This is a genomic window from Nonomuraea sp. NPDC001699 (assembly GCF_053596455.1).
In genome coordinates this window covers 519756-545903 of record NZ_JBSFGF010000005.1, presented here as the reverse complement: position 1 = coordinate 545903, position 26148 = coordinate 519756, and the positions used below count along the sequence as shown (strand labels likewise).

Annotated in this window: 28 protein-coding genes and 1 riboswitch; of the genes, 11 read left to right on the top strand and 17 right to left on the bottom strand. The window is 70.5% G+C overall.

Annotated features, from left to right (window positions below; translation table 11 throughout):
- Positions 1–82: 82 nt before the first annotated feature.
- Both ACWCSU_RS19250 and ACWCSU_RS19245 read left to right on the top strand, forming a co-directional pair.
- Positions 83–1039 carry an NAD(P)H-quinone oxidoreductase gene (locus ACWCSU_RS19250; protein ID WP_357693076.1) on the top strand — a complete coding sequence of 319 codons (957 nt, stop codon included), beginning with the start codon at positions 83–85 and terminating at the stop codon, positions 1037–1039.
- A gap of 5 nt (positions 1040–1044) precedes the next feature.
- A complete protein-coding gene (locus ACWCSU_RS19245; RefSeq protein ID WP_357693078.1) occupies positions 1045–1560 on the top strand; it encodes a bacterial proteasome activator family protein in 516 nt (171 codons plus the stop codon).
- Here ACWCSU_RS19245 and ACWCSU_RS19240 read toward each other — a convergent pair.
- The gene (locus ACWCSU_RS19240; RefSeq protein WP_449936377.1) at positions 1551–2330 is read right to left on the bottom strand and encodes an HAD family hydrolase; all 780 of its coding nucleotides are present in this window, start codon (positions 2328–2330) and stop codon (positions 1551–1553) included. The genes ACWCSU_RS19245 and ACWCSU_RS19240 overlap by 10 nt on opposite strands.
- Before the next feature lie 250 nt (positions 2331–2580).
- Here ACWCSU_RS19240 and ACWCSU_RS19235 point away from each other — a divergent pair, with 250 nt between their 5' ends.
- Positions 2581–2784 carry a cold-shock protein gene (locus ACWCSU_RS19235; RefSeq protein WP_080043977.1) on the top strand — a complete coding sequence of 68 codons (204 nt, stop codon included), beginning with the start codon at positions 2581–2583 and terminating at the stop codon, positions 2782–2784.
- A 384-nt stretch (positions 2785–3168) separates the two neighbouring features.
- The gene (locus ACWCSU_RS19230; RefSeq protein WP_449936376.1) at positions 3169–4536 is read left to right on the top strand and encodes a hypothetical protein; all 1368 of its coding nucleotides are present in this window, start codon (positions 3169–3171) and stop codon (positions 4534–4536) included.
- Here ACWCSU_RS19230 and serS read toward each other — a convergent pair.
- The 4 genes from serS to ACWCSU_RS19210 all read right to left on the bottom strand — a co-directional run bounded on the left by serS (position 4500) and on the right by ACWCSU_RS19210 (position 8490).
- Positions 4500–5762 (bottom strand): serine--tRNA ligase, encoded by a 1263-nt coding sequence (serS, locus tag ACWCSU_RS19225; protein ID WP_357693085.1) that lies wholly within the window; start codon positions 5760–5762, stop codon positions 4500–4502. The two genes, ACWCSU_RS19230 and serS, sit on opposite strands and share 37 nt — an antisense overlap.
- A gap of 98 nt (positions 5763–5860) precedes the next feature.
- Positions 5861–6781: a prephenate dehydratase gene (pheA, locus tag ACWCSU_RS19220; protein WP_357693087.1), complete on the bottom strand. Its 921-nt coding sequence runs from the start codon at positions 6779–6781 to the stop codon at positions 5861–5863.
- A gap of 73 nt (positions 6782–6854) precedes the next feature.
- A complete protein-coding gene (locus ACWCSU_RS19215) occupies positions 6855–7277 on the bottom strand; it encodes a DUF4446 family protein (RefSeq protein ID WP_357693089.1) in 423 nt (140 codons plus the stop codon).
- A 22-nt stretch (positions 7278–7299) separates the two neighbouring features.
- Positions 7300–8490 (bottom strand): glycosyltransferase 87 family protein, encoded by a 1191-nt coding sequence (locus ACWCSU_RS19210; protein ID WP_449936375.1) that lies wholly within the window; start codon positions 8488–8490, stop codon positions 7300–7302.
- A gap of 360 nt (positions 8491–8850) precedes the next feature.
- On the opposite strand from ACWCSU_RS19210, the gene ACWCSU_RS19205 reads away from it, so the two are divergent.
- Positions 8851–11073, top strand: coding sequence for a hypothetical protein (locus ACWCSU_RS19205; protein WP_449936374.1), 2223 nt, complete (start codon positions 8851–8853; stop codon positions 11071–11073).
- Here ACWCSU_RS19205 and mptB read toward each other — a convergent pair.
- The 3 genes from mptB to ACWCSU_RS19190 form a co-directional block, all read right to left on the bottom strand.
- On the bottom strand, positions 10958–12580 hold the full coding sequence (mptB, locus tag ACWCSU_RS19200) for a polyprenol phosphomannose-dependent alpha 1,6 mannosyltransferase MptB (protein WP_449936371.1): 1623 nt from the start codon (positions 12578–12580) through the stop codon (positions 10958–10960). The genes ACWCSU_RS19205 and mptB overlap by 116 nt on opposite strands.
- A gap of 122 nt (positions 12581–12702) precedes the next feature.
- Entirely contained in the window at positions 12703–13434 is a 732-nt protein-coding gene (locus tag ACWCSU_RS19195) for a glycosyltransferase family 2 protein (protein ID WP_364083312.1), read from the bottom strand.
- Positions 13431–13778, bottom strand: a complete 348-nt coding sequence (locus ACWCSU_RS19190) for an STAS domain-containing protein (protein ID WP_357693099.1) — start codon at positions 13776–13778, stop codon at positions 13431–13433. Before ACWCSU_RS19190 ends, ACWCSU_RS19195 begins: the two co-directional genes overlap by 4 nt.
- A 172-nt stretch (positions 13779–13950) precedes the next feature.
- Between ACWCSU_RS19190 and ACWCSU_RS19185 the strand changes: the two genes are divergently transcribed.
- Complete coding sequence (locus tag ACWCSU_RS19185) at positions 13951–14364, top strand: hypothetical protein (protein ID WP_357693101.1); 414 nt, start codon at positions 13951–13953, stop codon at positions 14362–14364.
- An 81-nt stretch (positions 14365–14445) separates the two neighbouring features.
- Here ACWCSU_RS19185 and ACWCSU_RS19180 read toward each other — a convergent pair whose 3' ends face one another.
- Together ACWCSU_RS19180 and ACWCSU_RS19175 are read right to left on the bottom strand one after the other, a co-directional pair.
- Entirely contained in the window at positions 14446–15597 is a 1152-nt protein-coding gene (locus ACWCSU_RS19180) for a sensor histidine kinase (protein WP_449936369.1), read from the bottom strand.
- Positions 15594–16292: a response regulator transcription factor gene (locus tag ACWCSU_RS19175; protein ID WP_357693105.1), complete on the bottom strand. Its 699-nt coding sequence runs from the start codon at positions 16290–16292 to the stop codon at positions 15594–15596. Before ACWCSU_RS19175 ends, ACWCSU_RS19180 begins: the two co-directional genes overlap by 4 nt.
- A 94-nt stretch (positions 16293–16386) precedes the next feature.
- Here ACWCSU_RS19175 and ACWCSU_RS19170 point away from each other — a divergent pair, with 94 nt between their 5' ends.
- The 3 genes from ACWCSU_RS19170 (at position 16387) to ACWCSU_RS19160 (ending at position 17471) form a co-directional block, all read left to right on the top strand.
- Entirely contained in the window at positions 16387–16560 is a 174-nt protein-coding gene (locus tag ACWCSU_RS19170) for a hypothetical protein (protein ID WP_357693107.1), read from the top strand.
- Positions 16557–16757 carry a DUF6412 domain-containing protein gene (locus ACWCSU_RS19165; protein ID WP_357693109.1) on the top strand — a complete coding sequence of 67 codons (201 nt, stop codon included), beginning with the start codon at positions 16557–16559 and terminating at the stop codon, positions 16755–16757. The genes ACWCSU_RS19170 and ACWCSU_RS19165 overlap by 4 nt, the downstream gene beginning before the upstream one ends.
- Positions 16758–16829: 72 nt before the next feature.
- Positions 16830–17471 carry a YidC/Oxa1 family membrane protein insertase gene (locus tag ACWCSU_RS19160; protein ID WP_449936368.1) on the top strand — a complete coding sequence of 214 codons (642 nt, stop codon included), beginning with the start codon at positions 16830–16832 and terminating at the stop codon, positions 17469–17471.
- Here ACWCSU_RS19160 and ACWCSU_RS19155 read toward each other — a convergent pair.
- Both ACWCSU_RS19155 and ACWCSU_RS19150 read right to left on the bottom strand, forming a co-directional pair.
- Positions 17468–17893: an ATP-binding protein gene (locus ACWCSU_RS19155; RefSeq protein WP_357693112.1), complete on the bottom strand. Its 426-nt coding sequence runs from the start codon at positions 17891–17893 to the stop codon at positions 17468–17470. The genes ACWCSU_RS19160 and ACWCSU_RS19155 overlap by 4 nt on opposite strands.
- A gap of 151 nt (positions 17894–18044) precedes the next feature.
- Complete coding sequence (locus ACWCSU_RS19150; RefSeq protein ID WP_449936366.1) at positions 18045–19913, bottom strand: ATP-binding protein; 1869 nt, start codon at positions 19911–19913, stop codon at positions 18045–18047.
- A gap of 95 nt (positions 19914–20008) precedes the next feature.
- Between ACWCSU_RS19150 and ACWCSU_RS19145 the strand changes: the two genes are divergently transcribed.
- On the top strand, positions 20009–20581 hold the full coding sequence (locus tag ACWCSU_RS19145) for a methylated-DNA--[protein]-cysteine S-methyltransferase (RefSeq protein ID WP_449936363.1): 573 nt from the start codon (positions 20009–20011) through the stop codon (positions 20579–20581).
- Here the strand turns inward: ACWCSU_RS19145 and ACWCSU_RS19140 are convergent.
- The 4 genes from ACWCSU_RS19140 to ACWCSU_RS19125 form a co-directional block, all read right to left on the bottom strand.
- Positions 20567–21922 carry a purine-cytosine permease family protein gene (locus ACWCSU_RS19140; protein WP_449936360.1) on the bottom strand — a complete coding sequence of 452 codons (1356 nt, stop codon included), beginning with the start codon at positions 21920–21922 and terminating at the stop codon, positions 20567–20569. The genes ACWCSU_RS19145 and ACWCSU_RS19140 overlap by 15 nt on opposite strands.
- A riboswitch (TPP riboswitch) is annotated at positions 21913–22026 on the bottom strand. (Overlaps the previous gene by 10 nt.)
- Before the next feature lie 51 nt (positions 22027–22077).
- Complete coding sequence (locus ACWCSU_RS19135; protein ID WP_357693120.1) at positions 22078–22401, bottom strand: rhodanese-like domain-containing protein; 324 nt, start codon at positions 22399–22401, stop codon at positions 22078–22080.
- A 26-nt stretch (positions 22402–22427) separates the two neighbouring features.
- Positions 22428–23306 carry an Fpg/Nei family DNA glycosylase gene (locus ACWCSU_RS19130; protein WP_357693122.1) on the bottom strand — a complete coding sequence of 293 codons (879 nt, stop codon included), beginning with the start codon at positions 23304–23306 and terminating at the stop codon, positions 22428–22430.
- Between the two features lie 37 nt (positions 23307–23343).
- A complete protein-coding gene (locus tag ACWCSU_RS19125; RefSeq protein ID WP_449936358.1) occupies positions 23344–23949 on the bottom strand; it encodes a TenA family protein in 606 nt (201 codons plus the stop codon).
- A gap of 22 nt (positions 23950–23971) precedes the next feature.
- Between ACWCSU_RS19125 and ACWCSU_RS19120 the strand changes: the two genes are divergently transcribed.
- The gene (locus ACWCSU_RS19120; protein ID WP_449936357.1) at positions 23972–24619 is read left to right on the top strand and encodes a GOLPH3/VPS74 family protein; all 648 of its coding nucleotides are present in this window, start codon (positions 23972–23974) and stop codon (positions 24617–24619) included.
- A 46-nt stretch (positions 24620–24665) separates the two neighbouring features.
- Here the strand turns inward: ACWCSU_RS19120 and ACWCSU_RS19115 are convergent, their stop codons facing one another.
- A complete protein-coding gene (locus ACWCSU_RS19115; RefSeq protein ID WP_449936355.1) occupies positions 24666–25925 on the bottom strand; it encodes an LCP family protein in 1260 nt (419 codons plus the stop codon).
- Between the last annotated feature and the right edge of the window lie 223 nt (positions 25926–26148).

Here is a 26148-nt window from a genome sequence, read left to right as displayed (position 1 = left end):
GCAAATACTTTGCAGGTTAACGCCACGCGTTCCCGCGCAGCTCGGCAACCCACAACTTCTTTGCCCGGCTACCGTGGATCGCATGCGAGCCATTGAGATCACCGAACCGGGTGGACCCGAGGTCCTGGAGTGGCGTGAGGTGCCCGATCCGTCCGTCGGGCGCGGCGACGTGCTCATCGACGTGGCCGCCTCGGCGGTGAACCGCGCGGACGTCCACCAGCGGCACGGCTTCTACGACCCGCCTGCCGGCGCGCCCCCGTACCCGGGGCTGGAGGTGTCGGGCGTGGTGGCCGCCGTGGGGGCGGACGTCGAGCAGTTCAAGGCCGGGGACGAGGTGTGCGCGCTGCTCGCCGGCGGCGGTTACGCCGAGCGCGTGGCGGTGCCCTGGCAGCAGGTCATGCCCGCGCCGCAGGGCGTGCCGCTGGAGGAGGCGGCGGGGCTGCCCGAGGCGGCGTGCACGGTGTGGTCGAACGTCTTCATGGTCGGCCGGCTGCGCCGCGGCGAGACCCTGCTGGTGCACGGCGGCGCCAGCGGCATCGGCACGTTCGCGGTGCAGCTCGCCAAGGCGCTCGGCTCGCGGGTGGCGGCCACGGTCGGGTCCGAGGCGAAGGCGGAGCAGGTCAGGAAGCTGGGCGCGGACGAGGTCGTCAACTACCGCGAGGAGGACTTCGCCGACCGGGTGGAGGCCGACGTCATCCTCGACATCATGGGCGCCAAATACCTGGCGGCCAACGTACGGGCGCTGCGCACCGGCGGCCGGCTGGTGGTCATCGGCCTCCAGGGCGGCGGGAAGGCCGAGCTCGACCTCGGCGCGCTGCTGACCAAGCGGGCCGCCGTCCACGGCACCACGCTGCGCGCCCGTCCGGTGGACGAGAAGGGCGTCATCGTGCGCAGCGTCGTGGACAACGTGTGGCCGCTGGTCGAGGCGGGTGCCGTACGTCCGATCGTGTACGCGAGGGTGCCCATGGCGGAGGCGGCCGATGCACACCGAATGTTGGATTCGGGAGAGCACGTCGGCAAGATCCTGCTAGTACGGTGAGTGTTATGAATGCTGAGGACAACAACACCCCTCACATCGTGGTGGTGGGGCCCGACTTCCAAGGTCAGGGCGACAGCGGTGAAGAGGAGCGCTCGGTCACCAACCTGGTCGAGCAGCCCGCCAAGGTGATGCGCATCGGCAGCATGATCAGGCAGCTGCTGGAGGAGGTGCGCGCGGCCCCGCTCGACGAGGCCAGCCGCAAGCGCTTGAAGGAGATCCACGAGTCCTCCATCAAGGAGCTTGAGGACGGTTTGGCGCCGGAGCTGGTCGACGAGCTGGAACGGTTGTCGCTCCCGTTCACCGACGACAACGGCACGCCGCCCAGCGAGGCCGAGCTGCGTATCGCGCATGCCCAGCTCGTGGGCTGGCTGGAGGGTTTGTTCCACGGTATCCAGACCACCCTTTTCGCCCAGCAGATGGCGGCCAGGGCGCAGTTGGAGCAGATGCGGCGGGCGCTGCCCGGTGTACCGCAGGGTGACGAGGGCCACCGGCCGCCGAGCGGTTCGGGCCCCTACCTGTAGAGCCGCTCCAGCACCCGAGCGACGCCGTCCTCGTCGTTGGACGCGGTCACGTGATCGACCGCCGCCAGCACGTCGGGGTGGGCGTTCGCGACGGCGTACGACGTGCCTGCCCAGCTCAGCATGGGCAGGTCGTTCGGCATGTCGCCGAATGCGATCACCTGGGCCGGCTTGATCTCGTGCCGCCCGGCCAGCGCGGCCAGCGCCGTGGCCTTCGTCACGCCCTGGGCGCTCATCTCGACCAGGCCGCCCGAGCTGGAATGGGTCGCGGTCACCAGGTGCCCGACCAGGTCGTGCACGGCCGCGTGCAGCTCGTCGGCGCCCATGTCGGGATGAAGGGCGAGCAGCTTGGCGCATGGCCGGGCAGTCAGCGCGTCCCGGTCAATCCGGACAACTCCGACACCCTTGCGATCCAGCCCGCCGAGCCTGAAATCTGACTCATGCGCAAAACCACCTTCATACTCGACCGAAAATGCGAGATCGGACACGTTCGCTCGTAGCTGAGCGACGACTTCCCCGAGTACGTCGGCTTCGATCAGGTGAGATTCCACTATCCGTTCGGTATGGAGATCGTAGATCAGTGCACCGTTCGCGCATATGGCCAGGCCACGGTGCCTTACGGCGCCCGCGACCCCGCTCATCCACCTCGGCGGCCGGCCGGTCACGAAGACCAGCGCGGCCCCGGATTCCTCGACTTTCGCGAAGGCCGCAGCCGTCCGGGGAGACACGGTTCCGTCGGCGCGCAGAGCGGTGCCGTCGAGGTCGGTGGCCACTAGGCGCGGCGGTGCAAGGCTTCGCATAACAGGTTCCAGTTTGCCCGGTGATGCCGCCTGACAGAAATCTTCGTAGGGACGGGAACACCAACGCGCCAGAATGGTGTTAGATGTGATGGCGTTGTATTAGCTGATCCCGTAGTGAAAACCAGCATGACTTTGTCTGAGCCACCCCGGGTGCTTGCTGTACGACACACCGGGATCCACGAGGTGTGGATCCCATAGATTCACATCCTGAGGGAGAGCTTTTATGGCTCAGGGAACCGTCAAGTGGTTCAACGCCGAGAAGGGCTTCGGCTTCATCGCCCCGGACGGCGGTGCGCCGGACGTGTTCGTGCACTTCTCCGAGATCGTCGGCAACGGCTACCGCAGCCTTGAAGACGGCCAGCGGGTCGAGTTCGAGATCACGCAGGGACAGAAGGGGCCGCAGGCCTCCCAGGTCCGTGCCCTCTGACCTGTAGTTCGTAGTTCGACAAGTAAGACCGGGGTCCGCATTCCAGCGGACTCCGGTCTTTTTGCTTCTCACCCCGACCGAGCTTCCGGACAACCGCATCCATGCCTTCGGAACGAGCCTCACAACGCCGTGGTGGCCCTGACGGGCGTCATCCGCTCTCCTGCATTGTCCAGACATGTGCTCGCGCGTAAGGGCCGTCTGAAGCCCTCACGGGGCCGGTTCGCCACATAGGCATTGTTCATCCACAGGTGCGCGTCACCCTGTGGAAAACTCCTGCCGTGACCGGGGAGCCTCACAAGTCAGTCACGGCCTTGAGGAAGGCCCAACTTCCCGCCACTCTCCGCCATCCACCCGTATATGAGGTACGCGTGGTTATGTCACCCCGTGACCATCACCGGGGTCATCGTGCTCTTGGTCAACGACCACCTTCTCAAACCGCTCTGGCCGGGCTTCCTCACCGGCAAGCTCAGTGACCTGGCCGGACTCGTGGTCGCCCCCGCCCTGGCGGCACTGCTCCTCGGACGCCGCGCCGACCTGGCGGCCACCGTCCTGACCGGCCTGCTGTTCACGTTCGTGAAGACCACCGGGACGGGCGCCGAGCTCGCCTCCCAAGCCTGGAGCCTCGTCGCCGGGCCCTCGCGCGTCCTGGCCGACCCCACGGACCTGATCGCCCTGCCCGCCCTCGCCCTGGCCTGGTGGGTACGGCGGCGCAGCGCCACCACGGACTCCCCGCGCCGGCGGATCATGGCCACCGTGCCCCTGGCCGTCCTGGCCGTGACCGCCACGGCCGCGCCCGTCTCGCCGCCTGCGGCCGTGTCCGTGGACGTGACCGCTTCGGGCAAGATCGTGGTCCGGACGACCGGCGCCGAACAAGGCTCCCGCCTCTCCGACGACGGCGGGACCACCTGGACCGACGGCACGGCCCCGGCCTCGCCCCGGACGTCGATCAGCGCCCAGTGCGTCCCCGGCCACGTGACCCGCTGCTACCGCGTCCGCCAGGACCGCCTGGGCGTGGACCAGTCCGACGACGGCGGCCGGACCTGGCAGCCCTCCTGGCCGCCGACCCCCGACGCCCACGACCGGCTGACCAGGCAGTACGACGAGGACGAGAGCTCGCTCAGGTCCTACGACCTGGCGGTGCAGGCGAGGCCGGGAGGGCACGTCGTGGTCGTCGCCAACGGCGTGGACGGCATCCTGGTCCGGGACGTGTCGGGCGCCTGGCGCCGCCTCGGCTGGTCCTACAGCGCCGACGCCGTGCAGGCCGACGAGGTGGACCTCACGCCCGAACGGAACATCGCGCTCTTCCTGGCCGTGTGCATGCTGCTCGGCGGCGTCGGCGCCGGGATGCGCAGGCGCCAGGGCTGGTTCGCGGGGTCAGGGATGATCGGCGCGCTGGCCATGTACGCCGCGCTGGACAGCGAGACCCACAAGGTGCTGCTCGTCAACCTCACCGGCTTGTTCGGCTGGTCGGTGGCGCTGGCGACCGGGGTGGCATGCGTCATGTTCGCCTGGGACGGAAAGCCGCGGGCGGTGAGCGCGACGGTCGGCGTGGTGGCCGCGCCGCTGGTCTACGCGGCCGTCTACCTGCCCTTCCGCGGCTGGGCGATCGGCACGCCCGAGACCCATGGCACCGCCGCCGCGCTGGCGGCCGTGCTGACCTGCCTGGTCGTGGTGGCGGGCGCCGCCGTCATCGCGATCGACGCCCGCCGCCACCCCTACTTGGACGGCTCCAGCACGTCGAGCCCCACGTAGGGACGCAGTGCCTTGGGAACCACCACCGAGCCGTCGGCCTGCTGGTGGTTCTCCAGGATCGCCACGATCCACCGGGTGGTGGCCAGCGTGCCGTTGAGCGTGGCCAGATGCTGAGGCTTGCCGTCCTTGTCCCGATAACGGACGGCGAGCCTGCGGGACTGGAACTCGGTGCAGTTGGAGGTCGAGGTCAGCTCGCGGTAGCGGCCCTGGGTCGGGATCCAGGCCTCGCAGTCGAACTTGCGCGCCGCCGACATGCCGAGATCGCCCGCCGCCGTGTCGATGATCCGGTAGGGGACCTCGATCTTGGCGAGCATCTCCTTCTCCCAGGCCAGCAGCCGCTGGTGCTCCTCGTGCGCGTCCTCGGGACGGACGTAGGAGAACATCTCCACCTTGTCGAACTGGTGGACCCTGATGATGCCCCGGGTGTCCTTGCCGTACGAGCCGGCCTCGCGCCGGAAGCACGACGACCAGCCGGCGTAGCGCAGCGGCAGCTCGTCGCCGCTCACGATCTCGTTGGCGTGGTAGCCGGCCAGCGCCACCTCGGAGGTGCCGACCAGGTAGAGGTCGTCCTCGGGCAGGCGGTAGATCTCCTTGTCGTGGGCGACGTGGAAGCCGGTGCCCTGCATGGTCTCCGGCTTGACCAGCACCGGCGTGATCATCGGCGTGAACCCGGCCTCGATCGCCTGCTGCATCGCCATGTTGAGCAGGCCGAGCTGGAGCCGGGCGCCGACGCCCTTGAGGAAGAAGAACCGCGAGCCGGACACCTTGGCGCCGCGCTCCATGTCGATCGCGCCGAGCGCCTCGCCCAGCTCCAGGTGGTCCTTCGGCTCGAAGTCGAACTCGCGCGGCGTGCCGGACGTCTCCAGGACGACATAGTCGTCCTCGCCGCCGGGAGGGGCGCCCTCCTCGACGATGTTGGGCACCGTCTGCATGAGCTCGTCGAGCTCGGCGGCCAGCTTCTCCGCCTCGGCCTCGGCGGCCTTGACCTGGCTCGCGAGGTCCTTGGCCCGCTGGAGCAGCGCGGCCTTCTCCTCGCCCTGCGCCTTGGAGACCGACTTGCCCATGCTCTTTTGCTCAGCGCGCATCGACTCGAACGAGGTCAGCGCGGATCGGTGACGCTCATCGAGGTCGAGCAGCGTTGCGACGACGGAGTCGTCCTCACCGCGGGCACGCTGCGACGCCCGTAGCCGGTCGGGATCCTCACGAAGGGTACGCAGGTCAATCACAAGGAAAGGCTACCGGCGCGCGCCCCCGACCCGCCCCCGGATTCCCCGGCACGCCGCTCGGAAGCCGGACGGCCCGCCTGAACGCACCCCCAGGCGGGTCAGACCTGCCCGGACCGGACGCGGGCCAGCCAGTCGGCGGCCCCGGCGAACTCGGTGTCGGCCGTGCCCCTCTTGATCTGCGGCGCGACCCCGTCGGCGCGGGGGTAGCTGCCGAGGAAGCGCACCTCGCCGCAGATCCGGTGAAGGCCGGAGACGGCCTCGCCCACCCGCGCGTCGGCGATGTGCCCCTCGAAGTCGAAGTGGAAGAAGTAGCGCCCGATGCCGTCGCCCGTCGGCCGCGACTCGATGCGGGTCAGGTTGACCCCGCGCACGGAGAACTCGGTCAGCATCTCCAGCAGCGCGCCCGGGTGGTCGTCGGCGAGGAAGACCACCAGCGTGGTGCGGTCGGACCCGGTCGCCTCGGGCAGCGGCCCCGGACGGCTCACCTTGACGAACCTGGTCACCGTGTCGGACCGGTCGCCGATGTCGCCGGCCAGCGGGACCAGCCCGTAGTGCTCGCCGGCGATGCGCGCGGCGATGGCCGCGTCGTACGGCGAGCCGGGCAGCGAGACCTCCTGGGCCGCGGCCGCCGTCGAGGGCGCGGCGACCACCACGGCGTCGGGCAGCTCGCGGGCGATGTAGGCGCGGCACTGCGTGATGGCCGCGGGGTGCGTGTAGACCCGCTTGATGTGCACGATCTCGGTGTCGGGCCTGGCCAGCAGCGAGAACTGGACCGGGAGCAGCAGCTCGGCCGTGATCGTCAGCGGCTCGCCCCAGGCGAACTCGTCGAGTGTCGTGGTGATCGCGCCCTCGATCGAGTTCTCCAGCGGCACGACGGCGCCGTCGGCGTCACCGGAACGGGCGGCGTTGAGCGCCGCGCTGACCGTGGCGCACGGCAGGCGCTCGGCGGCGGGGTCGAGGAGCCTCAGGGCCTCTTCGGTGAAGGTCCCTTCCGGTCCGAGATAGGCGAGTCTGGGCATGCATCCAGAGTATCCGCAGGTGGCCGCAGCACGCCGCCCTTTCGCCGACCGCGTACGGCATCCGTCCGGACACTCAGTGTGAGCTCTTGAGCATCCGCGGCGGGACCAGCGGCCCCAGCCCCAGCCGGGCCGCCCGGACCGCCTGCTCCTCCTCCGGCGACAGCGGCTGCTGCCCCTTGCCGCCCACCACCGGCCGCACGTACGTGCGCGTCTCGCTGGTGCCGTTGATCGAGGTCAGGACGATGCCGTCGCCCAGCCCGTTGATCATGGCCACCGAGAACGAGAGCCTGCCGCTCATCTCGGCGAGCGCGTCGTAGCGGCACACGGCCACGTCTCTGATGGCCTTGAGATCGCCGGCGCCCTCGCTCGTCTGCCTGGCCACCCTGCGCAGGCAGTCGTCGACGGCGGACCTCGCCTGCCTGAGCCCCATGTAGCCGATGAACACGCCACTCACCCCGGCCACGAGACCCACGACTACCCACGCGGTAATGAGCACGCCACAGAGGGTAATACTTCGGTCAAGCCAATTGCCGCCGTTTGGGCAACCAGGACGCCAGCAACCAGACCAGGACCAGCGCCCCGAGCCCGAACCCGTCCTGGACGATCTTCCCGAGCACCAGGCTCACCCCCGGGATCTTGGCGGCGATCAGCGAGACCCCCCACCACGGCACGGGAACCGCGTAGAACAGCCAGACGCCGGCGGCCACCCGCAGCCTGACCGGATCGCGCCCGTCGCCGACGATCGCCCCGAGCACCACGACCACCCAGGCCAGATGGTGGATCCAGGCGACGGGCGAGAGCAGCACCGCCATCAGCGACGTGAGCGCGACCGCCGTCAGCTCGTCCTTCGCCTGGTACGCCGCCCGCGCCGCTCGGAACCCGTACCAGGCCACGGCCGCCACGATCACGGCCCAGATCACGAACGTCAGCGAATCCGGCATGTACAGCCGCAGCAGCATGCCCCGGATCGACTGGTTCGTGGTGGCCGTGTTCGCCCCCAGCCGCTCCGGATCGAGCAGCGCCGAGAACCAGAAGGCGGACGCGTCCTGCGGAATCACCACGAACGGCAGCAACGTCAGCACCGCCGCCACGAACGCCGCCATGAAGAACGGCCGCCACTGCTTGGTGACCAGGAAGTAGATCAGGAAGACGCCCGGCGTCAGCTTGACGGCCGTGGCCAGCCCGACCAGGAACCCCCGGGGCAGCCAGGGCCGCCGCGCCACGCAGTCCACCAGGCACAGGGCGACCAGCAGGATGTCCACCTGACCGAACCGCACCTGGTCGCGGATCGGCATCAGGTACGTGCAGGCCACCATGAGCAGCGCGAACACCCACGGCACGTAGGCCCGCAGAGCCTGCCGGAAGGCGAACCAGACGGTGACGGCCAGCGCCACGAAGATCCCGGCCGTCCACACCCATTGGGCGGTGCCCCAGGACATCTCGGCCAGCGCCACGGCCAGCATCGCCGCGACGGGCGGATAGGTGAAGGGCAGCAGCTGGGGCGCGGGCGTGAAGAAGTCGTACACCGGACGGCCGTCGAGCAGCATCTGGCCGCCGGTACGGTAGACGTCGAGGTCGACGAGCCGCTGGTCGTCCGGGTTGGTCAGCCACGTGTGCACCAGGGGCGCCGCCGCCGCCGCGACGACGAGCGCCACGACGACCCACGCCCACCACTGCCGCCGGATCACCCGCACCTCGCCTCTTGTCACGATGTGGCACGTTACCGTGGCTGTTCATCGAGGGCGCAGACACTGGGGGTTCCGTACATGCCTTACGCCACGCTCGGGGCCGAGCACCAAGAGCCCCGCGTACGCCCCATGCCCCACCCTCTGCCACCCCTCGCCCCGACCTCGAACGCCCCCGCCCGCCGCCTTCTGCCGCGCCTCCGTCCGACTTCGGATGTCCCCGCCCGGCGGCGGCTCAGGGCGGTGGGACCTCGGGCAGGCCGCCCGCTCGTCACCGTGATCCTCGGCCTCCTGCTCGCAACCGTCCTCCTCCCCGGCCCGGCCACCGCCGCAACGACCTCAGGCAGCTTGGACGGCCCGGCCACCACGACGACCGTAGGCGGCATGCACGTCCCAGCCGGTCCGGAAAGTCGGCGGGTGGCGCTGGTCGGGGTTCCCGGCCTGCAGTGGAGCGACTTCAGCCAGTCGGGCACCCCCACCCTGTGGAAGCTCGTCACCCAGGGCAGCTCGGCATCGCTGTCCACCCGCGCCGTCCCGCCCCCGGACCGCGGCATCACCTGTCCCATCGCCGGCTGGCTGACCATCTCCGCGGGCCAGCGCGCCGGCGCCCCGGGCCGAGGATGCCCCTCCCCGGCGTCCCCCCAGCCCGCCGGCGAAGGCGCCACCGTCCCCAACTGGCGGGACCTGGTGGCCTTCCAGGCCGACACCGGCTACGCGGCCCAGTTGGGCACGCTGGGCCAGCTGGTGGCCGACGGCGGGGGCAAGGTGGCGGCGATCGGCCCCGGTGCCGCCCTCGCCGCCGCCGACAAAGCCGGAAAAATCACTAAATACGCCCCCACCCTCGACGGCCTGAACGACCTGACCCCCTACAACCTGATCGTCTTCGAAGCCGCCGACCTCGCCACCGCCTGGACCAAGGGCGTGCCCGACGAGGCCGGCATCCCGGGCTCCCTCCCGGCCGCCGAACGCCAAGCCGCCGCGACCCGGGCGGACCAGCAGATCGCCGCCCTGATCGGCAAGCTGCCGCCGAACACCACCCTCCTGCTCGCCGGGACCTCCGACGTCAGCCCCAACGCCCACCTCCACGCGGCCATCGCCACGGGACCGTCCCCGACCGGGCAGCCGTACCCGCAGGGCTACCTCACGGCCTCCTCCACCCGCCAGGACGCCCTGGTCACCATCACCGACCTCACCGCCACCGCCATCCAGCTCCTGGGCCTGACCGCCCCCCGCGACGTGGTCGGCCGCGCCTGGCAGCCCGACGGCAACGGCCCCGACCCGGCCACCGCCACAGTGACGCGGCTCGCCGACGGCGACCTGGCCAGCCAGGTGCTCCGCGACGTACGCGGGCCCTTCTTCACCGTCCTGGTCACCGTCCAGCTGATCTTCTACGCCCTCGCCGCCCTGGCGCTCCGCCGCCGCCGCTCCACCCGCGCCGGGAAGAGCACGCCGTCCACCAACGGCCACGCGCCCCCGGCGGACGCCGCCACGGCGAAGGACCACCCGGCCCCCCAAGCGGACGGCGAGCCGGCCGACGCCTCGAAGCTGCTGGCGGCCATCCAGGTGGTGGCGACCGTCAGCGGCGCCGTCGCCGTCTCCACCTTCCTGGCTCAGCTCGTGCCGTGGTGGAGCCTGCCGATGCCGATGGTCTCGGTGATCGTGACGATCCTGGCCATCGCCGCGCTGATCACCGCCCTCGCCTTCGCCGGCCCCTGGCGTACGCACGTGCTCGGCCCGCTCACCGTGGTCGCCGCCGTCACCTCGCTCGCCCTCCTCATCGACGTGATGACCGGCTCAGCACTCCAGGTGAACGCCGTAACCGGCTACGAACCCGTCACCGGAGGACGGTTCTACGGCTTCAGCAACATCGCCTTCGCCGTCTACGCCACCGGCACGATCCTCGGCCTGGCCGGCGTGGCGCATTGGCTGCTCGGCAGGGGCGTCTCCCGGACGGTCGTGGTGGCGCTGTGCGGCCTGTACGGCGCGTTCGCCGTCTTCGCGGACGGCTCACCCTCGTGGGGTGCGGACTTCGGCGGCGTTCCGGCGTTCGTGATCGGGTTGGCGGTCTTTCTCATCCTGCTGTCCGGCAGGCGCGTGTCGGTGCTGAAACTACTCCTGGTCGGAGCGGTCGCGGTCGCGCTGATCGCCGCCATCTCGTTCGTCGACTGGATGCGCCCCGCGGACAGGCGGACCCACCTCGGCGCCTTCGTGCAGCAGATCATCGACGGCCAGGCGTGGACCGTCGTCGGACGCAAGTTCGGGGCCATGATCGGCGTGACCGTGGGCAACTGGCCGCTGACCCTTCTCTCGCTGGTCGCGCTGGCGTTCCTGTTCCTGGTGCTGGCCCGTCCGTCGCGGTGGGGCGCCTCGGCGCTCGGTCAGGCGTACGCGCTGGCTCCGCCGCTCAGGGCCGGCCTGCTCGGGACGCTCACCTGCGCCTTCCTGGGCTTCCTCATGAACGACTCGGGCATCGCCATCCCGGCCATGGCGCTCACGGTGGCGGTGCCGCTGACGCTCGCGGCCTGCGTACGGGCCCTCCAGCTCGCCACGCCCACACCACCAGCAGGACGGTCAACGCCAGCAGCGCCCACGCGATCTGAGGCCTGAGGACGCCGCTGAGCCATTCGACGCCCGGCGGCTGCCCGTCCACCCGGGCGGGCAGGTAGGCCAGGGACAGGACCAGCAGGTGGGCGACCATGAACCGGTCGACGGCCGAGGCGCCCACCAGGGCCAGCATCCCGAACGCCAGCCCGTCGTACCAGGGCAGGATGTACGGCGTGGCGAACAGGTAGGCCACGACCAGGGCCGCCGCCACGACGGGCGCCTGCAACCCCCCGGCAGCCGCCGCGCCCTGACCGGCCGAGGCCCGCCGGGACGCCAGCCGGAGCAACGGCCAGGCGACGAGGGCGAGCACCACCAGCGCGCCGACCTGGATCTCCCCCCGGTACGCGCTCCCGGGGGCGACCAGGGCCCAGAGCCACCCCTGCACCAGCTTCCAGAACGAGGCGTGCGAGATCGCCTTGCTGGTCGTCGTCACCGGCGCGATCGCCTCGGGCCCGACGATCGTGTAGCCGACGACCACCACGGCCAGCGCGCTCACCGCCATGACGGCCAGCCGCCCCGGACGGCGGCGCAGCTCCCACGCGGGCCCCAGCGCCACCAGCCCCGCGTTGAGCTTCGTCGCCACCCCGAGCCCGAGCAGCACCCCCGACCTCACCGGATGCGCCCTGGCCAGCAACGCGGCCACCATGCAGGCGATCGCGAGAGTGTCGGCGTGCATGCCCGCGACCAGGTGGTAGAGCAGCAGCGGATTGACCGCCCACAACAAGGCGGCACGCGTCCGGCGGACGGGGTCGTGCCTGGTGAACCGGTCGATCAGCAGCGCCGTGACGACGAAGGCCGCGACGTTGAACACCGCCAGCACGAAGATGGTCAGCCGGAGCGAGTCGCCGCCGATCCAGCTCGCCAGCGCCTGGAGAGCGGTGGCGACGGGCCCGTAGACGCTGGGCTCCTCGCGCCAGGGACGCTCGACGGCGTCGGCGATCGGATCACCCGGCAGGTCGTCGGCGCCGTGCGTGTAGGGGTTCACCCCCAACGTGACCATCCGGCCATATGCGGCGTAGTTGAGATGGTCACCGGAACCCGAAGGAGGCAGGAACGCGAGCACCCCCGCGGCGAGACACCCGAGAAGCACCAGGAGCCGGGGGCTCGGCACAGGACGCGGACCGGCCGCCAGCGCCGCCAGCAACCCGAGCCCGCCGATGACCACGGCCGCAGCGGCCAGCACGATCACCACATACGGATCAGGCCCGGCCGCCAGCGAGTACGGCGGCTGCCACCCCGGCCCGCCCAGCGCGGGAACCATGGGAGAGGGCCCGAGCAACCCGATCGTGATCGTCAGCAGCACCGAGACCGCGATCATCATCAGCCCGGGGAACGCCAGCCGCTCCCGGACCGCGCCGACCGGCCGATCCCGCCGAGGCGCGGCGGCCCACTCACCCGCGCCGGACATCCGGGCCATCGGGGCCGGCGAGAACCGGCGCCCGTCGCCGTCGGCGAGGAGGCCGGACATGGTCGTCGTGCCGCCGGACCACGGAAGACGCAGCGCTTTCACCCAGAAGGGTCGCGCTTGTGCCTGTTTGCGGCGTCTCTCCGAAGTCACCCGCAAATTCCAGCACACTCATGACGACCCCAGCCCCAGATCATCCACGCCTGTGGATAACCCGGAGCCCGAAATCAGCGCTTCGGAAGAAGTTTGCCAAGGTTTTCCACGACCACCGGCTCGCGACTCGCCAGAGCCAGCGCCACATCCCGCAGCTGCCGGGCCCGGTGCAACTGGGCGCGCCAGTCGTTGCCGGTGGCCCGGTGGGACATCTCCACCTCGACCTCGACGACCCTGAACCCCTTGCGCAACAGGTCGATCGTCAGCGCCGTCTCCACACCGAACCCGTGCGCCAGCGGCCGCGCGGCCTCGAAGGCGGCTCTGGTCAGGCAGCGCTGGCCGTTGAGCGGCTGGGCGGCCTCGAAGCCGGTGGCACGACGGATGCCGTCTCTGGACACGCGCACGACTAAGCCGTGGCCGCCGAGCTTCACCCGCGTGCCGAACACCGCGATCGTCATGTCGGCCTTGCCCTCGCGCACAGGCTCCACCAGCGGCGCCGCGGCGCGCGCCGTGTCACCCAGGTCGGCGTCGAGGAAGAGCAGGTGGCGAGGGGTACGGTCCTCGTCGAGGAGGCGTACGGCCTCCGCACCCGTCTCCATGGCCGCGGCCTTTCCCCGGTTGCGGCTGTGGCGGACCACCCGCGCCCCCGCCGCCCGCGCCACCTTGCCGGTGCGGTCCGTCGAGCCGTCGTCGACGACCACGACGAGATCGACACCGGGCAGGCCGGCCGCGGCGGCGACGGTGGCCGCGATGCGGTCGCCCTCGTTCACCGCGGGAATGACGACAGCCGTGTCAGCCTGCGTCATGATCCCTCGGTGATGAGGAACTCCTGCGGCAGCTCGTCATGCACGGTGAACACCGAGACGAGCCCCGTGACCTGCAGGATCTTGCGGACGGCCGGACGCGGCGCGGCCACCTCCAGCACGCCTCCCCGCTCTTTCATGCGCTTGAGCGCCGAGAGCAGCACGTTCATCCCCGTGGAGTCGCAGAAATCCACGGCGGACATGTCGATGACCACCCGGCTGGGCCCGTCCTGCAGCAGCCGAGTGAACTCGGCCTGCAGGTGAGGCGCCGTATAGAGGTCGATTTCTCCGGTGATGGCAACGAGTGCGCACCCGGCATGTGATCGAGTCGAGACCTTGAGCTCCACATGGGCAGGCTAGCGGCGCGGAGGCTTCCGGTCACGTTGTCACGCCGAGAGGGGAACGACAGGTTTTTGTCCTCCGTTTGGGCTCCATCAAAACGGAGAGTACGCGAAGCTTGACAGCGTGACACCGGAACCGGCAACGCTTCACGGAGAAGGAGGGGCTGGGGCCCGCCCCATGGGCCTCGTATCGATGAATGCAGAGAAACCTGAAGATCCACAGCGTCAGGGGCTCCGGGAGCGTCTGGAGACCATCCTCATCCGTACAGAAAAGGCCACGTCATGGCATGACGAAGCGGCGCGCCTGCGCGGGCTGCTGAACCACGAGGGCTACGTCCCGATCCGCACCAGGCTGGCGAGCGAAGACCTCGACTTCCTGGCCGGCTCACGCGCCGACCTGCTCAGGTTCGCCGAGCTCGGGCTGCGGCTGCTCGACCTGCACCAGCCGCGCGACGCGGGTGGCATCACGAGCGACACCGCCAACCCGATCCTGCGGTGCCGGAGCTGCATGTGGCGCTGGCCCTGCCCGACATTCCGGGCGATGTCAGAGTCGTTCGGCCATCGCGACACGGCGCTCCCCGAACCCGCCTGACCCCGCAGCCAGACGGGGCAGCCCACGATCGAGGAGCGGAGCCACAAGCGGAAGATCGAGGCAGGACACCGTGCGGGAACGTCAACTTCCGGGCACCAGGGGCAGGCGGATCTCGAACCGGCACCCCGGTCCTTCGTTGACCACCCCGATCATCCCATCGTGCGCCTCGACGATCCCCTGGGCGATCGCCAGCCCGAGCCCGGCGCCGCCGTCGGCGGTGGGCGTACGCGCGGCCTCCCCCCGGAACGCCACCTCGAACACCCGAGGCAGATCCTCCTCGGGAATCCCCCCGCAACCGTCGGCCACCGACAGACAGGCCATCCCCTGCCCGTCCACCGCGGCCCGCAGCACCACGGCCCGGTCAGAGGGCGTGTGCCGGACGGCGTTGACGACCAGGTTCCGCAGGGCCCGGCCCAGCGCGGCCGCGTCGACCTCCACGGGCACGGCCCCCGCCGCCTCCGCCGTGAGCACCACCCCCTTGGCCCTGGCCAGCGGCTCGACCCCGGCCAGCGTGTCGGCCACGAGGTCGGCGAGCCCGATCCTGGCCCGCGAGAGCCGCAACGCGCCCGCGTGGATCCGCGACAGCTCGAACAGGTCGTCCACCATGGCCGAGAGCCGTTCGACCTCCAGCTTGATCTGGGCGTGGTAGCGCGTGACCGTCGCGGGGTCGGCCACCACCCCGTCCTCCAGGGCCTCGGCCATGGCCCGCAGGCCGGCGAGCGGCGTGCGCAGGTCGTGGCTCACCCAGGCGACCAGCTCCCGGCGCGCGCCCTCCAGGGCGCGTTCCCGCGCGTACGCCTCCTCAAGGGTGCCGGCGATCTCCTGGAGCTCGGCCGGCAACCCCTGCGGCGCCCTGAACGGCACCTCCCGCACGGCCGCCACCAGCCGCCTGCTCTCGCCCACCACCCGCCTGGCCAGCACGAACGCCACCCCGAGCCCCACCAGGCCGCCCACCGCGACCACGCTGAGCACGAAGTCCTTGACCGCACCCTCGATGATCATCTTCATGGTGATCGCGACCACGCCCGCCAGCGTCGCCGCCACGGCGACCACCACGACGACGGCCAGCATCACCCCGATCGACCTGGTCCGCAGCCGTCCCATCGCCCACACGCCGGCGGCCGCGACCAGCAGCCCCAGCACCGCCGAGACGGCCACCACCATGGGCAGCTCGCTCACGGACACCACGACCTCCGGGCACGTCTCCAGCAGACACGGCTCGGCGGGTGTCACCGCGCGATCTCCAGTGGCTCGTACCGGTATCCGACGCCCCAGACCGTGACGATCCGCCGCGGCTGCGTCGGGTCCGCCTCGATCTTCTCCCGTAACCGCCGCACGTGCACGGTCACGGTCGAGGAGTCGCCGAACGACCAGCCCCACACCTGGTCGAGCAGCGCCGACCGGCTGAACGCCTGCCGCGGGTTGCGCATGAGGTAGGCCAGCAGGTCGAACTCCCTGGCCGTCAGCAGCACCCGATGGCCGCCCAGCAGCACCTCGTGGGCCCCGACGTCGACGACGAGATCGCCGTCGCGCAGCACGCCGGTCCCGGCCGTGACGGACGCCCCCCGCGCCCGGCGCAGCACCGACTGGACGCGCAACGCCAGCTCCCGCGGGCTGAACGGCTTCGTCACGTAGTCGTCGGCCCCGGTCTCCAGGCCGACCACGCGGTCGATCTCCTCGCCGAGCGCGGTCAGCATGATCACCGGGACCGGCCACCGCTCCCTGAGCTTCCTGCACACCTGGAGGCCGTCGATCCTGGGCAGCATCAGGTCGAGCACCATGAGGTCGGGCGGATCGGCCAGCGCCCTGCGCAACGCCTCGGCGCCGTCGTCCACGCACTCGACCTCGTGCCCGTCGCGCTCCAGATAGCGCGCCACGACCTCGGACACGGTCGGATCGTCGTCGACCACCAGGATGCGGGTGTTCACCGTCTCACCGTACGGCTGAGCCCCACGTAGGGGACATGTACGTCACAGCTTCGTAAGCCTCGCGGATCATCCTCGGAGGACGTACGGTGGCCTCATGAGTAGAGTCGTCATGCTCGTTTTAGGGGCCATCCTCGGTCTCTTCGTGCTGTTCACCTTCGTTCTGCCCCTGCTGGCAGGTCTGTTCAAGCTCGTCCTGATCGTCGGTGTGGTCGCACTGATCGTCTTCATCGCGGTCACCATCGTCGGTAAGTCCCGTTCGTCACAGTGACGTCGTTCCTGTTCGATCCGTGGCTGGTGGGGATCACCATGATGGCGATCCTCCTGCTGGCCACGTGGGCAGCCACGTTGCTGCCCGCACTCGGCGGTGAGCACTCCGGCTTCCCGCTGTCCTACGCGCGCCGCACGGCCTTCCAGCGGCTGCGCGATCCCGACGCGGCCGGACGCCCGCGTCCACGAGCGCCTTAGCCGAGCCCCGCTTCCGGTCAAGCGGGGCTCATCACCTGTGAGCCCTGATCCGTCGTCATGTCTGAAGGGCTCATGATCGATTCACTTGTCACGTTCGTCATCGGCGTGTCCGGGGGTCACGCGGCGCTCGCCATCGTGCTGTTCACCCTCGCCGTACGCCTGGCCCTGCTGCCGCTCAACGTGCGCCAGGCGCGTACCAACCGGGTCAAGCAGCGGCTCGCGCCGGAGCTGCGGGAGCTGCAGAAGCGTCACGGACGCGATCCCGAGCGGTTGTCCAAGGAGCTGACCGCGCTGTACGCCCGGGAAGGCACGTCGCCGTTCGCGGGGATCTTGCCGATGCTGGCGCAATTGCCGTTCATGTGGCTGATGTTCAGGGTGGCCACGCATCCGACCGCGCTGGCCGGGCACACGCTGTTCGGAGCTCCGCTGGGGCAGCAGATCGCGGGTGTGGTGGCCAATTTCGGTCTGATCAGTTGGCCGGTTTCGGTCTTCGTCGTCGTGATCGCGGGGCTCGTGCTGCTGGCATGGCTGTCGGCACGCTCGATCAAGGTCTCGGAGGACCAGCCGGAGCTGCTGCGGAAGGTCATGCCGCTGCTTCCGTACGGCTCGGCGCTGGCCGCGCTCGTGCTCCCCCTGGCGGGCGGCCTGTACCTCGTGGTCTCCACGGCATGGGCCGTCACCGAACGGGCCGTGCTAGCGGCCAGGGCCGCCTAACCGGCCTCCTTCAGGGCCGCGACCTGCCCGTTCACCGACGCGCCGTTGGGTGCGGGCAGGATGGCCCACACGGTCGTCGTGTCCCCGTCGTGACGAACCCCCCAGCTCTCAGCCACGTATTCGACGATTCCCAGCCCCCGGCCCCCGAGCGAAGACAGGGTCGGGCGGCCCGCCCGCGGCTCTGTCGCCGCACCCCCGTCGCTCACCGCCACCTCGATGTGATCGTCGCTACGCATCCAGGCGACCCTCACCATGCCTGAAGGCAGCGGATGCGCGTGCCGCAGCGCGTTGCTCAGCAACTCGCTCACCACCAGCACGGCATCGTCGATCGCGGCGGTGTAGACCCCACAATCCTGCAGGTCAGTGCTCAGACGCTGGCGGGCGACGGCGACGCTGGACGGCGCGTACGGCAGCAGCACCACGCTTGACACACCCACCTCCCCGTTCCCTGTGCCCCCCGCGGGAACACTCCCCGGTACGACCGAAATGCCCCGTTAGCCAATCGCAGAAACCGCATCTCGATCACAGCTTGTACACATTGGACGATAGATCAGCTCAACTGTGACCACCTCGTTACCGCATCGGTGTGTCGGATCGGATAGTGGAAGCGCGCCTCAGCACCAACCGCATCCTCGTACCCCCTCCGGACCTCGGTTGAGCACTCACTTCTCCCCCCTGCGCCCTGGCCAGACCGCGCACGATATAGAGCCCGAGCCCCACTCCACCAAAGCGCCTCCGGTCCCCGCTGTCCACCTGGACGAAGCGCTCAAAGATCCGTTCGCGGTCAGGCGGTGAGATTCCGACCCCCTCGTCATCCACCACTACGACCACGTCGTCGCCCTCGGACCAAGCCTCAACACAGATCAATCCACCCATTGGGGAATATTTAAACGCGTTCTCCAGCAATTGCCCCAAAACGATGTCGGTTGCCAGGGCGTCGCCCAGCACCGGGGGCAATTCGTCCGGAATGCGGACCTCGACGCGGTGGCGGTCGGACAACACGGGAAGGCCGAGCGTGGCGGCGTGGATGCGGGCGGCGAGGTCGAACGCCTCGATCCGCACCGCCAGCTCGTCCGCGCCCGCCCTGGCCCCCAGCAGGAGATGGTCCATGAGCTGACCCAGCGAGCCGGCCCGCTCGGCGATCGTGTGCACGGCCGAGCGCCGTTCGGAGTCGCTCATCTTGTCCCAGCGCGCGTCGAGCGTGCTGGCGAACCCGCGCACGATCGTGATCGGCGTTCGCAGCTCGTGGCTGGTCGTGGCCAGGAAGAGGTCCTTGGCCTCCTCCAGCTCCTTGGCCTGGGTGACGTCGCGGAAGTCGATGACGACCTCGCCGGTCTCCTCGATCTTCGCGCTCACCACGTCCAGCCACCGGCCGTTCTCCATCTGGAACGTCAGCTTCTCCCCGGGGCTGGGCAGCGGGAACGGCGGCGGCCCGCCGATCACGACGTCGGCCGGGAAGGCGGTCAGCTCGGCCGCGGCGGGGTTCCAGCGCACGACCCGGCCGGCGTCGTCCAGCACGGCGATGCCGTCGGCGCTGGCGTCGAACACGGCCCGCTCGTGCGCCCGCTGCCGTACCGCCTCCTGGTAGGCCACCGCGTTGCCGACCGCGATGCCGGCGTGCCCGGCCAGCAGTTCGAGGAGCTCCAGCTCCAGGTGCCCGGGGGCGGCCCCGGCGAACAGCGCGTAGAGGGCGCCGTAGGGGCGTCCGCCGACCGCGGCCAGGCCGAGCGCGATCGTGTGCAGCCCGTTGAGCCTGGCCCACACCAGGTCGTCGAGCCCGTGGGACTCCAGCATCACGGTCTTGCCCGTGCGTAAGAGCTTGTCCACCAGGCTCGTCCGCAGGCCGGTGGTGGTGCCCCTGAGCGTCTCCGGCAGCCGGTACGTGCTGACCAGCCGCAGCCGCTCCCCCTCGATCAGCACGAAGCCGCCCGCGTCCGCGCCCGTCAGCTCGGTCAGGCTGGCCGAGATCCGGTCGAGCACGGCCGGCAGCTCCAGCTCGGAGTTGATGTCGCCGACCACGTCGGTGAGCCGGCGCACCAGCCTGGCCCGGCGTTCCATGCGCAGCCCGGCCACCTCGTCGGCCCGGGCGGGATGGTGGACGCAGACGTAGCCGACCACGGAGTTGCCCAGGCGCAGGGCGTTGATGTCCACCCGCAGGTCGAGCGCGCCGCCGTCCTTGTGGACGCGCTTGGTGCGCAACGACACCTGCCCCCCGGTCCGTACGCGCTCCAGCACCGCGTTGTGCTCGGCGGTCAGCTCGTCGGGGACGATCGGCGCCCGGCGCCCCAGCATCTCGGCGGCCGTCCAGCCGAACAGCTGCTCGGCCGCCGCGTTCCAGACCAGCACGCTCTGGTCGCGGTCGAGCGCCACCACGGCGTTGGGGGAACCGGCGAGCACAGCGCGAGCGATCTCCTCGTCACTGCCGACCCATGTGTCCCCCACACCTCCATAGTGCACGTGGCGTGGTGGGTCTGACGGGCGATCCGTCCGATACGCTGCGCTCACGAAGATTCCGGTGGCTGAAACGGGTGAGAGGCATGTCGAGCAGCGACCTCGATGCCCTGCTGAGAGTGACCTCCAACACCTACAAGGGCGAGGGCCCGCCGCACATCGCGTTCGGCACCTACGACGGCGCCGTGGGCAGGCTGGTCCTGGCGGTCACCGGGAAAGGCATCGCGGCCTGCAGTTTCGAGTCCGAGAACGTCGTGTACGAGCGGGTGGCCAAGGAGGTCGGCACGTTCATCGGGCCCGACGCCCGCCGTCTCGACCCGGTGCGCCGGGAGCTCGACGCGTACTTCTCCGGGCGGCTGCGCACGTTCGCCACGCCGGTCGACCTCGCGCTGGCCACGCCGTTCGCCCGTAGCGTGCTGCAGAAGACCATGGCCGTCCCCTACGGCACGACCACGACGTACGAGGAGATCGGCGCGAGCATCGGACGGCCGCGCGCGCTGCGCGCGGTCGGCAACGCGGTCGGCGCCAACCCCGTCTGCGTGATCGTGCCCTCCCATCGGGTGGTCCGTGAGGACGGCGAGCTCGGCGACTACGCCGGAGGCGTGGCCGCCAAGCAGCACCTGCTCAACATCGAGCGCCGCGTCTCAACGGCCCGCTGACCGGCGCAGGCCCCTGGTCAGCCCACCGGTCAGCCCACCGATCAGCAGGGTCACCAGGGCGGCGACGAGCGCGCCGCCGAGCGCGCCGTTCATCCACGTCTCCCTTGTGAAGCCGACCGCGTCGCGGGCGGCCGCCCAGAAGTCGTCCCAGCCGGCGACGGTGGGCGTCGAGGTGGTGAACCAGTAGGCGGCGAAGCCGAGCGCCCACGGCAGCAGCATCAGCCAGCGCGAGGGCGCGTCCTCGGCGGTGTTCCAGCGGGCGGCGCCGCCGAGCACGAAGTAGTCGACGGCCAGCACCGCGAACATCGGCACGAACACCGCGCCGATCACGCCGAGGAACGCGCCGTAGGAGGTGACGTCCACGACCAGGGCGATCGCGGTGGTGAGCACGCCGATCGCGGTGGAGACGACCCGCCGGTCGACCTTCGGCATGAGGTTCTGGAGCGAGACGGTGGTGGAGTAGACGTTGGCGAAGGACTGGTCGGTCTCGCGCAGCACCAGGATGCCGAAGAACAGCGCGCCCAGCGGCGCCACGACGAACGGCTGGAACACGACCATGCCGTCGGCCTGGACCGCCTGGGCGCCCGCGATGGCCACCGCGTACACGCCGAGGGCCAGGCAGGCCACCTGGGCGACGGTGTAGCCGCCGACGACGCCGGTGAAGGCGGCCCGGCTGGAGCGCGAGTGCCTGGCGAAGTCGGCGGCCATCGGCACCCACGACACCGACAGGGCGATCACGTAGTCGACGGCCGGGGCGAAGGCCGTCCACGACCCGCCCGTGTACGTCGGCGCCTCGCCCAGGAACGACACGGTGAACCAGATCAGCGACACGATCACGCCGACGGTCACGTACCGGCGCAGCAGCCTGATCGACCCGAGCGGCCAGACGGCCAGCGCGGTGGTCAGCACGCCCGCCACCACCACCCACACCTGGTACGGGACGTCCCCGAAGATGGCGTTCGCGGCCTTGGCGATCACCCAGAGCTCGAAGGCCCCCCAGCCGAGCATCTGCACGATGTTCAGCACGGACGGGACGTACGACATCTTCGCCCCGAACAGCCCGCGCAGCAGCACCATCGCCGGCCGCCCGGTCTGCGTGCCGGGAATGGCCGACAGGCCCACCATGGCGGTGCCGATGAGGCTGCCGACCACGGCGGCCGTGAGCGCGGCCACGAGGCTGAGCGGCGCGCCGCCCAGCGGGTCGATCAGGATGAGCGCCCCGGAGAAACCGAGGAGGCTGACACCGAGGTTGGCCCAGAGCGCGCCCTGGTCGAGGACGCCGAGGGTCTTGGGGGGCGCGCCGTCAAGGGTCAGCGGAACTTCGTCGACGACATGCGTCATCGCACACTCCCTACGCCGGCATTACCCGGACAGGTTCAGGCGGTCGGCAGCGGCTGTGTTGCTGCCCTCTCAGCCCGGCACCCCGAGCTCCCGCGACTATGCAGTTGGCGCCCTCATCATGCCTCAATGGCGGCGGAACCGCCACAGTGGGGCATTCAGGCCACGAACGGCTGCTGCCCGGTCTCGCTGACCATCGGACGGCGCGCGAACTCCCACGACTGCATGCCGCCGCCCACGTTGACGGCGTCGCGCCCGAGCTGGTTGAGCCACGCCGTGACCTGCATCGACCGGCCGCCCACCCGGCACACCACGTAGACGGTGCGGTCGGCGGGCACCTCCTCGACGCGGCCCTGGATCTGCGACATGGGGATGTGCACGGCCTCGGGGGCGTGGCCGGCCAGCCATTCGTCCTGTTCGCGGACGTCGAGCAGGTAGGCGTCGTCGGGAACGGCGGTGGCCTCGATCTCTGGAACGGTCATGCTTCCATCATCCCGCGCCCGGGACCCTACTTGAGCAGGCGCGACATCCGCCGGTCGGCGAGCGGCCTGCCGCCCGTCTGGCAGGTCGGGCAGTACTGGAGCGAGGAGTCGGCGAACGACACCTCGCGGATCGTGTCGCCGCACACGTCGCACGGCTGGCCCGCCCGGTTGTGCACGCGCAGCCCGGACTTCTTCTCCGCCTTGAGGTCCTTGGCCGCCAGCCCGTGCGCCCGCTCCACGGCGTCGTGCAACGTCGTCACGATGGCCTCGTGCAGGTCGGCGATCTGCGCGTCGGTCAGCGTCGCCGCGATCTTGAACGGCGACATCCTGGCGGCGTGCAGCACCTCGTCGGAGTAGGCGTTGCCGATGCCGGCGATCACCTTCTGGTCGCGCAGCAGGCCCTTGATCTGGGCACGGTTGCCGCCCACGATGCGCTTGAGCGCCTCGACGGTGAAGGCGTCGTCGAGCGGGTCGGGGCCCAGGGCGGCGACGCCCGGGACGTCCTCCGGCTTGTCGGTGACGTAGACGGCCAGCCGCTTCTGCGTGCCGGCCTCGGTCAGCTCGAACCCGGGGGCCAGGCCGTCGTCGTCGGGCGCCAGCCGTACGCGTACGGCCAGCGGCCCCTTGCCCGGCCGCACCGGCCGCGCGCCGGACAGGTCGTCACGCCAGCGCAGCCAGCCGGCGCGGGCCAGGTGGATGATCAGATGCAGGCCGTCGCAGTCGAGGTCGAGGAACTTGCCGTGCCTCGACACGCCCGTGACGGTGAGCCCGCCGAGCGCGGTGACCGGCGGGTCGAACGTCTTGAGCGCCTGGAAGGCGACGACGTCCACGCCCGCGATCGAACGGCCGACCGCCCGCTCGCGCAGGAAGTGGGTGAGCGACTCCACTTCGGGAAGTTCCGGCATGCCACCAGGGTATGGCGCGCGCCGGACCGTCACGCGACTACGGCACGTCCCAGAAGGCGAGTTCGTGGGCCATGCCCTCGGTGAACAGCGCCTCCGCCCGTACGGGGTCGGGGTCGGCCTCGTCGATCATCTGCCCGATCCGTACGGTCAGCGCCGCGAACCCGGGATCGGCGTACGTGTCCACCCAGGCCCGGTAACGCGGCTCGGCCGGCGGGTTCTCCGCAAGGATCTTCCCAAGACTCGAATATCCCCACATGCACGGATAAAGCGCGGCCAGCCCCTCCCCATAAGACCCCGCCGCCTCCAACAGGAACGCCGTGTACGCCACACACGCCGGCCCCTTCACCGCGTTGTCCAGGTCGGCCCCGAACTCCGCCGACAACGACCGATGCAGGCGCAACTCGTCGTGGTACGTCGCGTGCGCCAGATCCACCAGGTCCCCCAGATGCCCGTCCGGCGCCTGCCAGGCCAGCCTGGAGAACACCCGCACGTAGTCGAGCAGGTACAGGTAGTCCTGCTCCAGCCAGGACCGGAAGACCGGCTCCGGCAGGTCGCCACGCCCGATCCCGGCCACCGTGGGATGGTCGAGCTGCGCCTGGAGCAGCGGACGTCCGATCGCGTGAAGTCTTTCCGAGATGCTCATGCTGGGAGGTTAGTGTCGAGGCATGACCGTGACGATCGCCGAAGAACTCCTCCTGCTCGCCTACGGCGAGGAGGAAGGCAGGCAGCTCATCGGGGGCATCCAGCTCGACCCCGCGCTCGGCGGCGCGATCCTCGCCGAGCTGGCCGCCGCGGGCCGCGTGGAACTGGCCGACGACAAGGTGACGGTCAAGGACCCGGCCCCGCTGGGCGACGAGGAGCTCGACGCCGCCCTCGCCCGCATGGCCGAGGACGGCAAGGCCAGGAAGCCCGCGTGGTGGGTGCAGCGGTTGCAGTCGGGCAAGCTGCGCCGGCGGCTGCTCACCAGGCTCGCCGAGTCGGGCGTGCTGGCCGAGGAGCGCAGGAAGGTCCTGGGGATCTTCCCGACCACCCGCTGGCCGGAGTCCGACCCTCAGGTGGAGGCCGACGTGCGCGAACGCGTGACGGCCGTCCTCGCCGGCGCCGAGCCCGACCAGCGCACGGCCACCCTGATCGCGATCATGTACGCCGCGAAGCTCGACCTCAAGGCGTTCCCCGGCGCCGACCGCGGGCGCGTCAAGGAGATCGCCGAGGGCGAGTGGGCCGGCCAGGCGGTCGCCAAGACGATCAGCGCCATCACCGCGGCCGTCATCCTCACCACCACCACCGCCGCGACCGTCGCCGCCACGAGCTGATCCGCGGTCCTGTGAGGCGCGCCGGGAGCGCGCCTCAGGGGGCGGGTCAGCCCGCGTCCACGATCTCCTTCGGCACCGGCTTGTCGGCCTTCAGGGCGTCGAAGAGGGCCAGCGCCTTGAGCCGGTCCCACTTGACCGCCGCGCCGCCGCCCGCGACGATCTCGTTCCCGCCGAACGGCACCACGGTCGTGACCGGGCTGTCGCCCATGGCCAGCCCCAGCGAGAGCATGTCGAACGCGCCCGTGCTCGAGTCCACCTCGACGGCGTCCGTGGCGCTCATGGCCAGCGGGATCGACGTGAACGGGTTGATCAGCACACCGGGGCTGGCGGCCTTCTTCACCACCGCGCCGAGGAACTGCCGCTGCCGCTTGGTGCGCTCGAAGTCCGGCAGCGCGCCGCCCTTGCGGGTCCGCACGTAGCCGAGGGCCTGGGAGCCGTTGAGCACCTGCTTGCCCTTCTTCAGCTTGAGCCCGGCCTTGGGGTCGTCCACGTCGGCCCGGACGTTGATCTCGACGCCGCCGACGGCGTCCACGATGCCCACGAACCCGGCGAAGCCGATCTCCATGTAGTTGTCGACGTGCACACCGGTGACGGTCTCGACCGTGCGCACCAGCAGCTTCGGCCCGCCGGACGCGTACGCCGCGTTGAGCTTGTCGCGTCCCCGCCCCGGGATGGTCACGGCCGAGTCGCGCGGCAGGCTGACCAGGGTGGGCTTGTCGCCGTTGTCGGAGATGTGCAGCAGCATCATCGAGTCGGTGCGCTGCCCGACCGCGCGCCCGGTGGCCAGCTTCTTGCGCTGGGCCGCGGTCAGGCCCTTGCGGCTGTCGGAGCCGACCAGCAGCCAGTTGGTGCCGGGTGTGTCGGCGGGACGGCCCTCGTACTCGTCGAGCACGCCGTCGATGCCCGCCAGTCTGGAGTCGACCCAGAAGAACAGGCCCACGGCCGCCACCAGGAGCAGCGCGACCAGGCCGGCGACGATCTTCAGCACGGTCCTGCCGCGCACCCGTGGCCTTCTGGGCCCGCGCGGCCCCTCCGGCGTGGGCTCGTCGTCCGACGACCTGAGCGGTTTGACCGGGCTGTTCCCGGCGCGCTCCCGCCCGTAGACCTTGCCGCCCGATCTGGGAGGCGGCGGGGACTGCTGCTCGTCGGAGTAGGCGGGCAGCTTGTGGGTGGGCGCGTTCGGCACGCCCGGCGGAACCTGGTGGGCGGGTGCGCCACCGGAGCGGGGACCGTCGCCGGGCCTCGGTGGCAGCGGGCGGCCGTCGCCCGGCGAGCGCATGGCCCGCGTACGGTCGTCCTCAGACACTTCGCCTTCTTCCCTTCGATTTGCCATAGACGCTACGTCCAACCCCCTTGCAGTGAAGACATCTCACCAAGTTTCTCCCACGGACAAGTACACAGAACTAGCGGAGAGTCACTGCGGAAACATAGACGCGGACTGCGTCGTTAGCGTTATGGACGACCTCTATCGAAGGGATGATCGTGTCCGCTCCGGACTCGTGGAGTCTTGGCCCGTGCCTCGGCACGGG

Coding starts and splice junctions, on each gene's coding strand:
- ACWCSU_RS19250 (WP_357693076.1), top strand. CDS start 83: ATGCGAGCCATTGAGATCACCGAACCGGGTGGACCCGAGGTCCTGGAG.
- ACWCSU_RS19160 (WP_449936368.1), top strand. CDS start 16,830: ATGATCGATTCACTTGTCACGTTCGTCATCGGCGTGTCCGGGGGTCAC.
- ACWCSU_RS19135 (WP_357693120.1), bottom strand. CDS start 22,401: ATGACCGTTCCAGAGATCGAGGCCACCGCCGTTCCCGACGACGCCTAC.
- ACWCSU_RS19145 (WP_449936363.1), top strand. CDS start 20,009: ATGTCGAGCAGCGACCTCGATGCCCTGCTGAGAGTGACCTCCAACACC.
- ACWCSU_RS19170 (WP_357693107.1), top strand. CDS start 16,387: ATGAGTAGAGTCGTCATGCTCGTTTTAGGGGCCATCCTCGGTCTCTTC.
- ACWCSU_RS19185 (WP_357693101.1), top strand. CDS start 13,951: ATGGGCCTCGTATCGATGAATGCAGAGAAACCTGAAGATCCACAGCGT.
- ACWCSU_RS19120 (WP_449936357.1), top strand. CDS start 23,972: ATGACCGTGACGATCGCCGAAGAACTCCTCCTGCTCGCCTACGGCGAG.
- pheA (WP_357693087.1), bottom strand. CDS start 6,781: ATGCCCAGACTCGCCTATCTCGGACCGGAAGGGACCTTCACCGAAGAG.
- ACWCSU_RS19205 (WP_449936374.1), top strand. CDS start 8,851: ATGCACGTCCCAGCCGGTCCGGAAAGTCGGCGGGTGGCGCTGGTCGGG.
- ACWCSU_RS19125 (WP_449936358.1), bottom strand. CDS start 23,949: ATGAGCATCTCGGAAAGACTTCACGCGATCGGACGTCCGCTGCTCCAG.
- ACWCSU_RS19235 (WP_080043977.1), top strand. CDS start 2,581: ATGGCTCAGGGAACCGTCAAGTGGTTCAACGCCGAGAAGGGCTTCGGC.
- ACWCSU_RS19195 (WP_364083312.1), bottom strand. CDS start 13,434: ATGACGCAGGCTGACACGGCTGTCGTCATTCCCGCGGTGAACGAGGGC.
- ACWCSU_RS19140 (WP_449936360.1), bottom strand. CDS start 21,922: ATGACGCATGTCGTCGACGAAGTTCCGCTGACCCTTGACGGCGCGCCC.
- ACWCSU_RS19245 (WP_357693078.1), top strand. CDS start 1,045: ATGAATGCTGAGGACAACAACACCCCTCACATCGTGGTGGTGGGGCCC.
- ACWCSU_RS19130 (WP_357693122.1), bottom strand. CDS start 23,306: ATGCCGGAACTTCCCGAAGTGGAGTCGCTCACCCACTTCCTGCGCGAG.